This window comes from Enterobacter sp. Bisph1 (genome assembly GCF_000814905.1).
Classification (GTDB): domain Bacteria; phylum Pseudomonadota; class Gammaproteobacteria; order Enterobacterales; family Enterobacteriaceae; genus Kosakonia.
The window spans coordinates 44766-58271 of the sequence record NZ_JXAG01000032.1 but is presented as its reverse complement, the minus strand read 5'-3'; the positions used below and the strand labels follow the sequence as shown (position 1 = coordinate 58271).

15 protein-coding genes are annotated in these 13506 nt (G+C 50.8%); 7 read left to right on the top strand and 8 right to left on the bottom strand.

Features of this window, described 5'->3' with window-relative positions:
- Positions 1 to 22 precede the first annotated feature (22 nt).
- Entirely contained in the window at positions 23 to 949 is a 927-nt protein-coding gene (locus RW65_RS07060) for an alpha/beta hydrolase (RefSeq protein WP_039055995.1), read from the bottom strand.
- A 221-nt stretch (positions 950 to 1170) separates the two neighbouring features.
- Between RW65_RS07060 and cybB the strand changes: the two genes are divergently transcribed.
- A complete protein-coding gene (gene cybB / locus RW65_RS07055) occupies positions 1171 to 1701 on the top strand; it encodes a cytochrome b561 (RefSeq protein ID WP_156123978.1) in 531 nt (176 codons plus the stop codon).
- A 192-nt stretch (positions 1702 to 1893) separates the two neighbouring features.
- Positions 1894 to 3219, top strand: a complete 1326-nt coding sequence (locus RW65_RS07050; RefSeq protein WP_502685545.1) for an MFS transporter — start codon at positions 1894 to 1896, stop codon at positions 3217 to 3219.
- 113 nt (positions 3220 to 3332) lie between these two features.
- Here the strand turns inward: RW65_RS07050 and RW65_RS22585 are convergent, their stop codons facing one another.
- Together RW65_RS22585 and RW65_RS07045 are read right to left on the bottom strand one after the other, a co-directional pair.
- A complete protein-coding gene (locus RW65_RS22585) occupies positions 3333 to 3683 on the bottom strand; it encodes a hypothetical protein (protein ID WP_072037714.1) in 351 nt (116 codons plus the stop codon).
- A gap of 470 nt (positions 3684 to 4153) precedes the next feature.
- Entirely contained in the window at positions 4154 to 5059 is a 906-nt protein-coding gene (locus tag RW65_RS07045; RefSeq protein ID WP_039055993.1) for a LysR family transcriptional regulator, read from the bottom strand.
- Positions 5060 to 5299: 240 nt separating this feature from the next.
- On the opposite strand from RW65_RS07045, the gene RW65_RS07040 reads away from it, so the two are divergent.
- On the top strand, positions 5300 to 5593 hold the full coding sequence (locus RW65_RS07040) for a DUF1330 domain-containing protein (RefSeq protein WP_039055992.1): 294 nt from the start codon (positions 5300 to 5302) through the stop codon (positions 5591 to 5593).
- Between the two features lie 262 nt (positions 5594 to 5855).
- Here the strand turns inward: RW65_RS07040 and RW65_RS07035 are convergent, their stop codons facing one another.
- The 3 genes from RW65_RS07035 to RW65_RS07025 form a co-directional block, all read right to left on the bottom strand.
- Complete coding sequence (locus RW65_RS07035) at positions 5856 to 6311, bottom strand: MarR family winged helix-turn-helix transcriptional regulator (RefSeq protein ID WP_052250283.1); 456 nt, start codon at positions 6309 to 6311, stop codon at positions 5856 to 5858.
- A complete protein-coding gene (locus RW65_RS07030) occupies positions 6312 to 6743 on the bottom strand; it encodes an SRPBCC family protein (protein WP_039055990.1) in 432 nt (143 codons plus the stop codon). It abuts the gene before it with no gap.
- Between the two features lie 204 nt (positions 6744 to 6947).
- On the bottom strand, positions 6948 to 7517 hold the full coding sequence (locus RW65_RS07025; RefSeq protein WP_039055989.1) for a DUF4142 domain-containing protein: 570 nt from the start codon (positions 7515 to 7517) through the stop codon (positions 6948 to 6950).
- 580 nt (positions 7518 to 8097) lie between these two features.
- Between RW65_RS07025 and RW65_RS07020 the strand changes: the two genes are divergently transcribed.
- The gene (locus RW65_RS07020) at positions 8098 to 8343 is read left to right on the top strand and encodes a hypothetical protein (protein WP_039055988.1); all 246 of its coding nucleotides are present in this window, start codon (positions 8098 to 8100) and stop codon (positions 8341 to 8343) included.
- 214 nt (positions 8344 to 8557) lie between these two features.
- Here the strand turns inward: RW65_RS07020 and RW65_RS07015 are convergent, their stop codons facing one another.
- The gene (locus RW65_RS07015) at positions 8558 to 9016 is read right to left on the bottom strand and encodes a DUF1311 domain-containing protein (protein WP_052250282.1); all 459 of its coding nucleotides are present in this window, start codon (positions 9014 to 9016) and stop codon (positions 8558 to 8560) included.
- 261 nt (positions 9017 to 9277) lie between these two features.
- On the opposite strand from RW65_RS07015, the gene RW65_RS07010 reads away from it, so the two are divergent.
- From RW65_RS07010 to RW65_RS07000, 3 genes are all read left to right on the top strand, one after another.
- A complete protein-coding gene (locus tag RW65_RS07010; protein ID WP_039055987.1) occupies positions 9278 to 9553 on the top strand; it encodes a metal/formaldehyde-sensitive transcriptional repressor in 276 nt (91 codons plus the stop codon).
- Between the two features lie 31 nt (positions 9554 to 9584).
- On the top strand, positions 9585 to 10703 hold the full coding sequence (locus RW65_RS07005; RefSeq protein ID WP_039055986.1) for an S-(hydroxymethyl)glutathione dehydrogenase/class III alcohol dehydrogenase: 1119 nt from the start codon (positions 9585 to 9587) through the stop codon (positions 10701 to 10703).
- A gap of 154 nt (positions 10704 to 10857) precedes the next feature.
- On the top strand, positions 10858 to 12549 hold the full coding sequence (locus RW65_RS07000) for a methyl-accepting chemotaxis protein (protein WP_039055985.1): 1692 nt from the start codon (positions 10858 to 10860) through the stop codon (positions 12547 to 12549).
- Positions 12550 to 12651: 102 nt separating this feature from the next.
- On the opposite strand, the gene RW65_RS06995 is transcribed toward RW65_RS07000, so the two are convergent.
- Positions 12652 to 13422: an N-acetylmuramoyl-L-alanine amidase gene (locus RW65_RS06995; RefSeq protein WP_039055984.1), complete on the bottom strand. Its 771-nt coding sequence runs from the start codon at positions 13420 to 13422 to the stop codon at positions 12652 to 12654.
- Between the last annotated feature and the right edge of the window lie 84 nt (positions 13423 to 13506).

Below are 13506 nucleotides of genomic sequence, written 5' to 3'. Positions count from 1 at the left end.
CCGTAACAAGCGGGGGCGCATTTCACACTTTGGTGGCGATCCACGCCATCATCAGCTCCGGCCATACCGCAACCGGCAAGCCCAGCGCATCGCGAATACCAAACCCGTGTTTGCCCTGTTCGAACAGGTGCATTTCAACGGGCACGCCAAGACGGCGCAGGGCGCTGAACATCACCACGCTATTTTCAACTTTCACCGCCGGATCGTCGACCGCATGCAGTAAAAAGGTTGGCGGCGTGTTGGCATCAACATTCTGTTCCGCTGAATAGCGGCGGATTTGCTCCTCATCCGGCGTTTCACCAATTAACTGCTGGCGCGACATCGGATGGTCAATCTCGTCCTGCATGGTAATGACCGGATAGACCAGCGCCATAAAGGCCGGACGGGCGTTCTGGTTATCCATCTCATCAAGGGCAGGATAGACCGACGCATTGTAGCGCGTACCAAGACTTGCTGCGGCATGGCCACCGGCAGAAAACCCCATCACACCGATACGTTCAGGATCCAGTCGCCACTCGGCGGCGCGTGCACGGATCACGCGCATCGCGCGTTGCACATCCGCCAGCGGCGCGTCTGCGCCTTCCGCATGTCCGTCGCCCGGCAAACGGTAGGTCATCACAAACAGGGTGTAGCCTTTGGCGTTGAAACACGGCGCCAGCGCACTGCCTTCTTTATCCAGCACCACGCGCCGATAAGAGCCGCCAGGGGTGACCAGAATACCGACGCCGTTGGGATTTTGCGGCGCATAGACAGTAATGTGCGGTGCGCGAACGCCGGTGACGGAACGATCAAAAGGTGAGGGGCCGGTATGATGCTCTTCAAGCTGAAACTGCACCGGGCTGAGGCCAGCGCCGGGGGCTTCACCGTTGGGCCAGACGGGGAACGTGGTGGCGTGTTGTACCGCTACGTTCATCAAAGTGAGTAAATCTTGCGGGCTGATATTTCTCATGCGCTGCCTGGTTGAGTTGGCCGGGTGCGGTGGGCAGACCCGGTTATGAAAGTGAGATTATTTTTTTTACACTCAGTAAGAGATAACCTGGCAGGCGTAATTGGGCAAATAAATCACCCATAAAGGACGATAAGTCGCTGAATAGTTAATTAGAAAAGTTAATGAATTTTTAATAAAAGACAGTTATGTTGATTTCCGGTTCGTTCGTTGTGGGCTCTCTTATGCAAAGCAAATATTCCCCTTTACAAATCGCCATTCACTGGCTGGTGTTTCTGCTGGTCGTGGGCGCCTATTGCGCCATGGAGCTACGCGGTTTCTTCCCGCGCAGCTATCGTCCTTATTTCAATATCGTCCATGTTTCTTGTGGCATTTTGGTTCTGGTGCTGATGGTGACGCGCTTACTGGTGCGTCTGAAAAGCCCAACGCCTGCGATCGTGCCCAAGCCTTCGACGATGCTGACCGGGCTTGCGCACCTGGGGCATTTGGTTATTTACCTGCTGTTTATTGCCTTACCGATTCTGGGCCTGCTGATGATGTATAACCGTGGCGGACCGTGGATTGCGTTCGGTATAGTGATGCCGTATGCGCCTGAAGCGAATTTCGATTTGGTCGATACGCTTAAGGAGTACCATGAGCTGCTGGCGAATAGCGGTTATTTTGTCATTGGGCTTCATGCGGCGGCGGCGCTGGCGCATCACTATTATTTTAAAGACAACACGCTGTTGCGCATGATGCCGAAAAAACGTCATTAAAAAAGCGTGTCGACCGGCCCCGCTTAGTGCGGGGCTTTTTCTTTTCTGCAGGTCTAAAATGTGATCCTGCTTGTTTTTCCGTGGCGAAAAGCAGGGCAGCAATCACATTTTCCGCTAACAGTGCTGTGCGTAATTCGTACAAGCGCGGTAGATAGTATATCTATTATAGAAACACTATCGAGTGGAGGGGATATGACACAGCCAGTACAGGACGCTTTTGATCGCATGGCATCACAAGAACAGACCGCTGGATCGCGTAAATTACGCAAAGTGCTGCTCGCCACCGGTATTGGCCACTTTGTCGAGTGGTTCGACTTTGGCCTGTATGGCACGCTGGCCGCCATTATCGGCCTGCAATTTTTCCATGCCGGCGATCCCAGCGTGGCGTTGCTCTCCTCTTTCGCCGTTTTCGGCGCGGGCTTTATTATGCGCCCGCTCGGCGGGCTGTTTTTCGGCTCGATGGGCGATCGAAAAGGGCGGCAAAAAGTGCTGGCGACGGTGATCCTGCTCACCTCCGGTGCGACGTTTGTGATGGGGCTATTACCCACTTATCACCAGATTGGGATCACCGCAACGGTGCTGCTGGTGATTACGCGCTTGATTCAGGGCTTCGCCGCCGGGGGCGAAAGTTCGGGCGCGACAACCTACCTTGCGGAATACGCGCCGACGGAACGCCGCGGCTATTTTACCTGTTGGATCGATAACTTTGGTTTTATGGCCTTCGTGGTCGGTTCCGGGCTGGTATTTCTGCTGACCGCAACCCTTGGCGAAAGCACCATGAGCGACTGGGGCTGGCGCATCCCGTTTTTGATTGCCGGGCCGCTGGGCTGGGTCGGACTGTACTTACGAAGGCACCTGGAAGATTCGCCAGAATTTATTGAGGCTATGAAGAACGGGCAAACCGAAGCCGCGCCGCTGCGCAAAGCGGTAACTACCGCCTGGCGCGCGCTACTATTCTGCGTCGGTTTTGTGGTGATCAAAGCGGTAGGGCACTGGACGCTACAAACGTTTATGCCGAGCTACCTCGCGACGGAGCTGCATTTTTCTAAACTCAACGCTTACGCTATTACCACTCTCGGTCTCTTTTCCGTGGCCCTGCTGGTGCCGTTTATGGGCTACCTTTCAGATAAATATGGCCGTAAACCATTAATGCTGGCGGGTTGCGCCGGTTTTATCCTGCTCAGTTATCCGGCAATGATGGTGATGGCCCACGGTAATGTGCTTTCGGCGGTGCTGGCAATGGTAATGCTGGGCGCGTTTATCGCCGCCTTTGACGGTGCATGTACCGCCGCAATGGCAGAGCTTTTCCCCACCAGCATACGGTATGGCGGCTTGTCCATCGCCTATAACTTCGCCGTCGCCTTCTTTGGCGGTATCACACCGTGGTTTTCCGCATGGCTTATCACCAACACTGGCGATAAATTTTCGCCGGCCTTTTATATCATGGGCGCGGCGCTGATAACTTTCCTTACCGTATTACGTGCGCGAGAAACCGCAGGCCAACCTTTAAAACGCTAATATTAAGCCCGGTGAGTATACTCACCGGGCTAGTATGGTGGAGGCCAGGTATTATTGGCGACAAATTTACAGATTTGAATTTAATTTTATAGAGAATTTAACATTTCAGACCGTTACTTTAACGATGGAAACATTTTTATTCCATACGGGCAAAGTTCAAATAAACACTCATTCTGCCTTTCACAAGTTCTTAATGATATATTTTCATTGCCCGGACAATGGCAGCTATTTTTCAAAGTCCGCCAGATAGAAGGGATAAAAGGCATAGTGTGTATCACACGTAAATCCTGCACCTTTCCATCAATAAAAATAAGCGAGCCTTCGATTTCTAAGTGATTGTTTGTTCTTAGGAAATAGTTTCCACGATACCATACAATCACAGAAAACTGGTCGGAATTTCTGGCGACGGCAAACGCGGTTCCGGTAGTGGGAGAAAGTAACATATCAGTAATATCCCAGCGCATAAATTCTCCTCTCTGATAGCTCATTTTTCACCGGGAAAAAATCTTAACAAATATTTCAGGCAGAATCTAAGTTAAATTTTTATTTTATTGGCGGGTAAGCTACGTGTGAGGGATTAATAATTTTTGGCGCATCGTTTTCCATTAAACAAAAAGGCTTAAATTTCAAACATCTTTTTTTGAGGCTCCAGGATGTTTCTTGAGGAATACATAATGTATTCTGCCTGCAAAATAAGCACTCAGCCGTTTGTATTATTCATAAACGGGTATTCATACTTTGGTTTAGAGTGAACCCTCTGTTGACTTAAGCAGCAGAGGGACGTTTTCATTTTCTCTCAAATTATTCATGTGCTGAATATGATTAACAGCAACCATTTTTTCGCATCGCCTTTTATCGCAAATTCACCTTTCATCAGCGCCAGCAATGCGGCTATCAGCCCGCTGCTGTTCAGCCGCGGGCTTGCTGCCTGACGTCAGTCAAAATAAGGTTTTAACGTCTCTTCAGTCCAGTGCATAAAGGCTCGGACACGCTGCGACAAATTACGCCGATGCGCGACAACAAAAAAAGCACTAAGTGGCCTGGGGCGCAAATGGGGCAGGACTTCAACCAAAGAGCCGCGTTTGATATGGGGTAAAAGCGAGGAATAGCCGCCCTGGATTAAACCTAAACCCGCCAGCGCGGCCTCATGATAAGCCGATACGCTGTTGACGCTCATCGTTCCGGGTAGCATCAGCGACGCGTAGCCATCGCCAGTGGGATACTCCCAGCCGTCAGGTTTCGACGCAAAATTGCGCATATAGTGCACCATCCGATGTCCCTGGCGTTGCAGATCATCAAGGGTCTGTGGAACACCGAATCGTTCCAGATAACGCGGGCTTGCCGCATTGATCATGCGCAGATGCCCCAGTGGCCGGGCAATCAGCGTTTCATCAATCACCGGACCGAGGCGAATAACGCAGTCAAATCCTTCCCGTACCAGATCGACACGGCGGTCAGAACTTGAAAGCTCGAGTTCCAGTTCAGGGTGGGCTTCCAGCAACTGGGGCAGAGCAGGGATCACCACGCTTTGTGCCACGACCGTCGGCATATCAACACGTATTCGCCCCCGCAGCGACATACCCTCATGAGAGAACATTGACTTTAGTTCTTCGGCTTCAGACAAGAGATCGCGGGCGCGCGTATAGAAAGCCCGCCCATCTTCCGTCAATTGGACACTCCGCGTTGTGCGGTGCAAAAGCGTAGCGCCAACCTCAAGTTCAAGTTCGCGCACTACCATGGATGCGCGTCCTTTCTGAATCCCCAGACTTTCGGCCGCCTGCGTAAAACTCTTCATTTCCGCGACGCGGGCAAAAATGCTCAGCGCCTCAAGATTTTTCATTGTTCACCTTTTGGGTAACAGTGCGATTTTTTTTACCTTATTTATACCAATACTAATAGTTAATAGACTGCTTTCACACCGCTGTCTCGCATAACGCCTTTTGAAGGCGACGGGATGGATCACCAGGCATCAGCTTAAAACCCGCTCAAGCACGGAATGAAACTGGCAGCTTAAGTTTCTTCTCTGGCCTGGCGGCGCCATTAGCTGAAATGCGCCATCGCTTAGGAAGGATAAAAAGAAATGAATAAAGGTTATTTAATCGCCCATGTCACCGTAACAGACCCCGTTGCGTACGCGGAATATGCCAAAGCCGCCGGAGAGGCAATGAAAATTTTCAACCCGAAGATCGTTGCCTGGTCCGGGCAGTACGAAAATCTGGAGGGAGAGGCGCACGAAAGGCATGTTGTGCTGGAGTTCGATTCTTTTGAGGAAGCTAAACGTTTTTATACCAGCCCCGAATATCAGGCAGCGAGATCCTTGCGTGCAGGTGCCGCAACCGGGACGTTTGTATTGCTTGAAGGGGCGGCGGTTTAGCACTTATCGCTTTATAGCCACTGTGCGCTTGTCGGCGATATGCTTGCGCTGCTGACCGCTGATTGGGTATCTGAAGGGGAACCGTAGGTTTTTACAGCCAATGAAAAGATCGGGCTTCGCATAACCCATGACAATATACGCGCCGCCGGGTGTATAAGAACATTCGCTCGAACGTCCGGTAAGGGAATGAGCAGGAAAATGCCCGTTCCCATTTTTCATAAGCCTGATGCTTTAGCAGATACCTGTTTACTAACTGTCGGGGCTATTTGAGAAGTTTTTGAAATAAAGTCATCAAGGCTTGTCCATTATCGCCAAGCGGCATAAAAAATTTGTTATCGGTTGCTTCGACAACCTGCACGGCTATTTTAGCCAGCGCCTGACCCGCTTTTGTTACCTTAATTACTTTGGAACGCGTGTCTTTTGGATGGGGAATACGCGCGAGATAACCTTCTTTTTCAAGTACACGCACGACTTGAGAAATGGTCATGGTATCGCTTCCGGTTAGCTGGGATAACCGTATTTGGGTCAGCGCCTCCTTGCCTGCAAACCAACTGGCTACCGCCAGCACGACAAACTGCGTATGTGTCAGGCCTAAGTGTTGCAGGGCGTTTCGTTGTTCGCGTTGCCAGTTGTTTGATACTCGCCACAGTAAGTAGCCCGGGCTATCGTCCGGCCCTTCGAAGGCGCTGGGCAAAGGCTTATTGCTTGCAGATGTCATTTACATTGAACCTGTTTCGCCAAGGTATTTCGCCAGTCCCGCCATCACTTCCGGGAAGTCTGCGCTTATTCCCTCGCCATAGGCCTGCGCATCAGGACCTTGCGTAGTGATAACATACATCACCTGGCACCGATCCGAACCTGATGCTTCAATACGATGTTCAACCTTGATCAGCGTTTCATCCACCCAGGTCTCATCAATGAAATGTTTTTCCTCACAAACATCCGTAAGCCGACTACGAACAACATCACCTTCAGGCAACACCATCGTGAACCATGTTCCCGTTTGAAAGGGCCCCTCGATAGCGATCGACTTTACACCTGGGTTCCACCGTTTCCAGTTATCGGTATCGACAAATGCCTGCCATATAGCGTGCGGCGTACTGTTTATACTGAGGGTATAGGTTTTACTCCAGACGTTATCGTTGTTCATAAAATTTCCTCACACATCAAGTAAGTGAACATATAGTATGTGCACTTATAATATTGCCGCGCCGACTATGTCAACTTCCATTTTTGCTGCGGAGAATCGACTCTGCTGAGGCGGGTATATGAATGCGGGAATTTCTCGAAGGGCGCTTAGCGGTCGGCACATCTTCTAAACGTCACACAAGAGTGTGCCGACCGAACGAGTGGATTACTTACCTGCTTTCATTGACATCTGCTCGGCAGATTTCAGGTGCTCCTCAACAACCGGCGTATGCGCGTCGGCCAGCGTCTTCACATCCGCATCCTTGATCTTTTTGGCGTCACTTTGTAGCGTCGACAGCACCATTTTGTGGTCTTTGGTACCGGCGTTTTCCATATACATCTTGTCAAATTTGTCGCCGCTCTCCTTTTCCAGTTTGGCAGCCATGGCTTTGTGCTTGGCATCCGGCTCCGTCGGCAGTTTCACCCCTTTTTGCTCGGCAACGGCCTGTACTTTGCTCAACGCAGCGCCATGATCGTCAACCATCTTCTGGGCGTAGGCTTTGACTTCGCTGCTCTGCGCTTTCTCCAGCGCGAGCTTGCCTGCGGCGACTTCATTGATGTTGGCCTGCGCCATATCTTTCAACGCTTTTTCGTCCCCGGAGTTCAACTTGCCGCCCGCTGCAGCGCCACTCTGCGCGGCGCTCGTCGTTGTCTGCGCCTGCACGCCAACAGTGCTGAACATAGCGACTACCGCTGATACGGCGAGCAGTCCTTTCAGGGTTTTATTCTTTTGCATGTTGTTCTCCTGCTGGTGATGAATAGAGTTAGTGTAGGGTCATTAACCTTATGCAGCTTAGTAGGAAAATTACAGCTGCCATGGTCAGTATAGTGGATGAATGATTTGCTACCGGATTTACATTAGGGGCATTAATGGAATGCGGCAGGAAATGATGGAAGCGAAGCAGCAGACGATCTGACCCCGCTGAAAAAAGGGAAGGGTGCTGCGCCCGGTTGTGCAAACTTAGTCGATCATAATAAAAAAGTATTGAATATCGTCATTTTCCCCGGTCTTTATTAATGCTCATAAGTCAAGGATGTATATTTTACCGGTCAGTGAATTCAACTTCATAGCCAGGTGAAGCAGCAAGAATTGTCGCCAAAATATATAGCGATATTTTCACATTTATTACTGTTAGTGGAAGGCGAAATAGGGTCTGTTCTGGCGCTGAAATGTGCGCTTGATTACAAAAACGGTCTTTGCTTACGCCAGAACTGTTATTCTCATCGAAGTTCGTTAGCTATAGATTTGATTTTTATATTTTATGTCGGTATTTTTAATATCAAATACTTCAAGTTTAGTAATGCTGGATAATATAATGAGTGAATCGCTCGATCTGTGCTTTATGCCACCGTTGATCCTTCTGATAGTCAATGCCCATAACCAGAAAGGTAGCTCGCTCACCCGTGAAGAAGTGGAATCAATCCGGGACGCAGGTGTATGTATAGCACTTCCTGCTGGCAGCTCTCGCAGTATGGCCGAAAAAAGAGGATATGAAGATTTTTCCGCGGAAAATGTATGGGAAGACTATCTTGCCTATTTGGATAATGAAAATAATGAATAAGCGCTCCCGCAACCAAACCGAAATAGGGTCATTTCGCTGCCATCTGACGCATAATTTTACCGATTCGATTGATGATAGCAGGCTCGGTCGCTTACCGCTGCAATGAGTAGACATCAACGGAGTCAGCTTCTCAATACTGGCAGACCTTGCTTCTTGCGAAGATCGAATCTTCGGAAAACCAGGTCGCCAGTGTGGTTGATTATAAGGATTTCAGTTACTGTTGATCTGTATGAAGCATTTTTATCTCTTCGGGATGTCGTTTATTAAGATTGATTTTACATTGATAGATATAGGGCCAGTAATCATATGTATCTTCCCCGATCTGAGAACCGACACCTAAACATAAATTTTTGCGATACTGCTTCCATGAATCCTGAGATTGAATAAAAAATTTGCTAAAAACATCGCCAATGGTCAGTTCAGGGTTGGCGTTATTATATACCGGGCCGGTGTTATTTTCCTTTATTTGCTTAACTGTGTTGGTGATTAATTCATCCAGGTTTTTATTGCTTTTGTCACTTAAGGCATGCAGACACTCAGAAGCCTTTCCTCTGTCAGCGTTACTATTGAAACAACTCTCTATTTCAGGTCCCGCAATAATATCATCTCTGCCAGCACCATAAGCTGCAGGAATAATTACCATTATAATTGCGGCCAAAAATATTTTTCTCATTGTAAATACCTAATTCTGCGTCCAGAGGGTTCATAACGCATTAGTGATGAAGTAAGAAAAATCTGTGAGGAAATCTTACAACAGCATTAAAAAAGGGTTAAGAAATAATTCATTTCTTTAAGTGAAGGCTTACAAAATGATTCTGCCCAGCTACTCACTAAATGTGAACTTACCTCTGCTTGATTAACCCCAATAAATGTCACGTTTACAAGAGGCATGCAAACCAGATAGCATACCCCCCTATAGTATCCAGGAGGTTATATGCCCCATTCACCCGAAGATAAAAAACGCGTTCTGACGCGGGTAAGGCGCATCCGCGGCCAGGTTGAAGCCCTGGAACGGGCGCTGGAAAGCGGCGAACCCTGTATCGCAATATTGCAGCAGATCGCCGCCGTGCGCGGCGCGGCCAATGGCCTGATGGGCGAAATGGTTGAGATTCACCTCAAAGATGAGCTGGTTGCCGGAGATACCACAAGCGATCAACGTGCGGTACGCATGGCGGAAGTCGGCCATCTTTTACGCGCTTATCTAAAATAACATCAAGACATTCACAAAAAGGAAGCGACTTATGAAATCACGTGCAGCTGTGGCCCTTGGCCCGGGTCAACCGCTTAAAATTGTCGAAATCGACGTAGCGCCGCCGAAAAAAGGCGAAGTATTAGTACGCATCACCCATACCGGCGTCTGCCATACCGACGCATTCACCCTGTCGGGCGACGATCCGGAAGGCGTTTTCCCGGCAGTACTCGGTCATGAAGGCGGCGGCATCGTTGTAGAAGTGGGCGAGGGCGTTACCAGCCTGAAACCCGGCGATCACGTTATTCCGCTGTACACGGCGGAGTGCGGTGAGTGCAAGTTCTGTAAATCCGGTAAAACCAACCTTTGCCAGGCAGTTCGCGCTACGCAGGGCAAAGGGTTAATGCCGGACGGCACCACCCGTTTCTCCTATAACGGCGAGCCGATTTATCACTACATGGGTACCAGCACGTTTAGCGAGTACACCGTCTGTGCGGAAATCTCGCTGGCGAAAGTGAATGAGCAAGCGCCGCTGGATAAAGTGTGCCTGCTGGGCTGCGGCGTGACGACCGGCATCGGTGCGGTGCATAACACGGCGAAAGTGAAAGAGGGCGATACGGTTGCCATCTTCGGCCTCGGCGGCATTGGGCTGGCGGCGATTCAGGGCGCGGTACAGGCAAAAGCGGGCCGCATTCTGGCTATCGATACCAACCCGGATAAATTCGCACTGGCGAAAGAGATGGGCGCGACGGACTTTATCAACCCGAAGGATCACGACCGTCCGATTCAGGAAGTGATTGTTGAGATGACCGACGGCGGCGTGGACTTCAGTTTTGAGTGCATCGGCAATGTCAACGTAATGCGCGCGGCTCTTGAGTGCTGCCACAAAGGCTGGGGCGAAAGCGTGATCATCGGCGTAGCCGGTGCGGGTCAGGAGATCAGCACCCGTCCGTTCCAGTTGGTGACCGGCCGTGTGTGGCGCGGTTCTGCTTTTGGCGGCGTAAAAGGGCGCACCCAGTTGCCGGGCATGGTGGAAGACGCGATGGCGGGTAAAATTCGCCTCGACCCGTTTATTACCCACCGTATGCCGCTCGATCAGATCAATGACGCCTTTGACCTGATGCATCAGGGAAAATCCATCCGCACCGTTATCCATTTCGGCGATAAATAATCCTGCCTCACGCCAGCGGTGTCACCGCTGGCGTTATCAAAGGTCAAATCTGTGACCGCCAACTCGCTTTTCGCTATAAGAATAATCCAATTATTGCCGATGCCTATATATGATCCTTTTTGTACCTTTTAGACAAATATGAGAGTCGATAGCCATGGATAACAAAGCAGCAATGCGAACAACACAAGGCATTGGTTTTATGCACAACATTCGATTGGTTCCCCTGTTTTCTTCGATCCTTGGCGGCATTTTAGTGCTATTTGCATTAAGTTCCGGCCTTGCGGGCTATTTCCTGATGCAAGCGGATCGCGACCAGCAGGATGTAACCCAGGAAATCCAGGTACGTATGGGATTATCCAACAGTTCGAATAACTTACGCATCGCACGTATTAGCCTGATCCACGCAGGTGCGGCCAGCCGTATCGCTGAAATGGAAGATGTAAAAAACAACGTAACGGAAGCTGAAAAGCGTATCAAACAGTCGCAGGATGCTTTTCAGCAATATATGGACCGTCCGGTGAAAACCCCGGCGGACCTGGCGCTGGATGCCGATCTCACTACCCGTTTCAATGCTTATCTTGCAGGCATGCAACCGATGCTGAAATATGCCAAAAACGGTATGTTTGAAGCTATCATCAACCATGAAAGCGAACAGGCTCGCCAGTTCGACGCGGTGTATAACGAAGTATTATTAAAAGCCATTCAAATTCGTACCGATCGCGCGGAGCATCTGACCGAAGATGCACACAACCGGACGCAACTGGGGCTGATGTTTATGGCCGCCGCTTTTGCGCTGGCGCTGGCGCTAACGGTGATTACCTTTACCGTACTGCGTCGCGTAGTGATTAATCCGCTGCAACGTGCCGCTCAGCGTATCTCCCGTATCGCGACCGGCGATTTAACCCTCGCCGATGAGCCGACCGGGCGCAGTGAAATTGGTCGCCTGAGCCAGGATCTGCAAGCGATGCAACATTCACTGGTCACTACCGTGACCACCGTGCGTCAGGGCGCGGAAGAGATCTATCGCGGCACCAGCGAAATTTCTGCCGGCAACACCGATCTCTCGTCCCGTACTGAGCAGCAGGCTGCGGCCATTGAAGAAACCGCAGCCAGCATGGAACAGCTGACCGCCACCGTGAAACAGAACGCCGACAACGCGCATCATGCCAGCGGGCTGGCGCGCGATGCTTCTGGCAAAGCGACGAAAGGCGGGCAGATTGTTTCCGGCGTAGTGCAAACGATGGGCAATATCACCACCAGTTCGCACAAAATTTCCGAGATCACCGCAGTCATTAATAGCATCGCCTTCCAGACCAATATTCTGGCCCTTAACGCCGCAGTAGAAGCAGCGCGTGCCGGGGAGCAGGGTCGTGGTTTTGCGGTTGTGGCGAGTGAAGTGCGTACGCTGGCAAGCCGCAGTGCGCAGGCGGCGAAAGAGATTGAAGCGTTGATCAGCGAATCCGTCAGCCTTATCGAGCAAGGCTCCGGTGAAGTGGTCTCCGCCGGCGAAACCATGGGTGAGATCGTCACGGCCGTTAAGCGCGTTACCGACATTATGCTGGAGATCGCCGCCGCTTCTGACGAGCAGAGCAAAGGCATCACTCAGGTGAGCCAGGCGATTACGGAGATGGATAACGTGACGCAGCAGAACGCCTCGCTGGTAGAAGAGGCTTCGGCGGCAGCGACTTCGCTGGAAGAGCAGGCTGCACGCCTGACGGAAGCGGTGGGCGCGTTCCGCTTAACCGGTGCCGCACCGCAGCGCCAAAGCTCCACTACGCCCACAGCAAAACCGCTCAAACCGCAGCGTCCGGCGCTGGCGAACGGGGAAAACTGGGAAACGTTTTGAGGCAATAGAGCGGTAAAGTACCGTTAATGACGTAACCAATAAGCAAGTAGCAGGGGGATAAAATCGCTTTTATCCCCCTGTTGTATTTACATCCCATGATAGTTATTTCGCCGGGAAGTACTTATCTACCAGTGCGTAGATAATTGCCGCCGTTTCAGCATCCACAACGCCGTCATACTTCTGCTGGCGGAAATGGAGTTGAAATGCGCGGATCAGCGCTTGATAGCCGCTTTCCGTTTCAGCATTCGATGTGTCATAGCCATAGGTCTTTAACCGGGCCACAATATCCGCTTCAGCAGGCAGAGACTGGCAGAACTGCGCCAGATATTGCTGCATGGTCGCGTCATCATACCAGGCGCCGATGCCCGCGTCATAAAGCGCTTTCCAGGGAAACGCAGCGCCAGGATCGCTCTTTCTGCCCGGCGCAATATCGCTATGGGCGACAACATTGGTCGGCGTAATGTCCGGATAGCGCTGAAGAATATTGGCGGCCAGCTGTTTAATAGCGTCAATTTGTACCGGATTATAAGGCGGAAAGACGAACTCGCCGCCGCTATCCGATGCCAGATTCACGTTCTCAATACCAATCGCCGTATCGTTCAGGTTAGTCCGACCTGCCCATGAACTGACGCCGGCATGCCAGGACCGTTCATTCTCATCGACGAGATTGAAAATACGCATATCCGTAAAACCAGCGGCAATATAGCTCTCATCCGTAGGATCGGGCACAAGATAGTGCGCGCTTACCGAGGATCCGGTTAATGCGGCAACCGACTCCTTAAAATCAAGGGCGGTATAGTGCATCACCAGAAAACGGACGCGACGATTGAAACCTTTTACCGAGCGGTAACTATTAAAATCAATCTGATACATTGAAACTCCATTTCTTGCTCTGTGGGATAAAAAACCGAAACCAGCAAAACACTATCTTTCCGGCATCGGTGAGGAAGTCGTTCA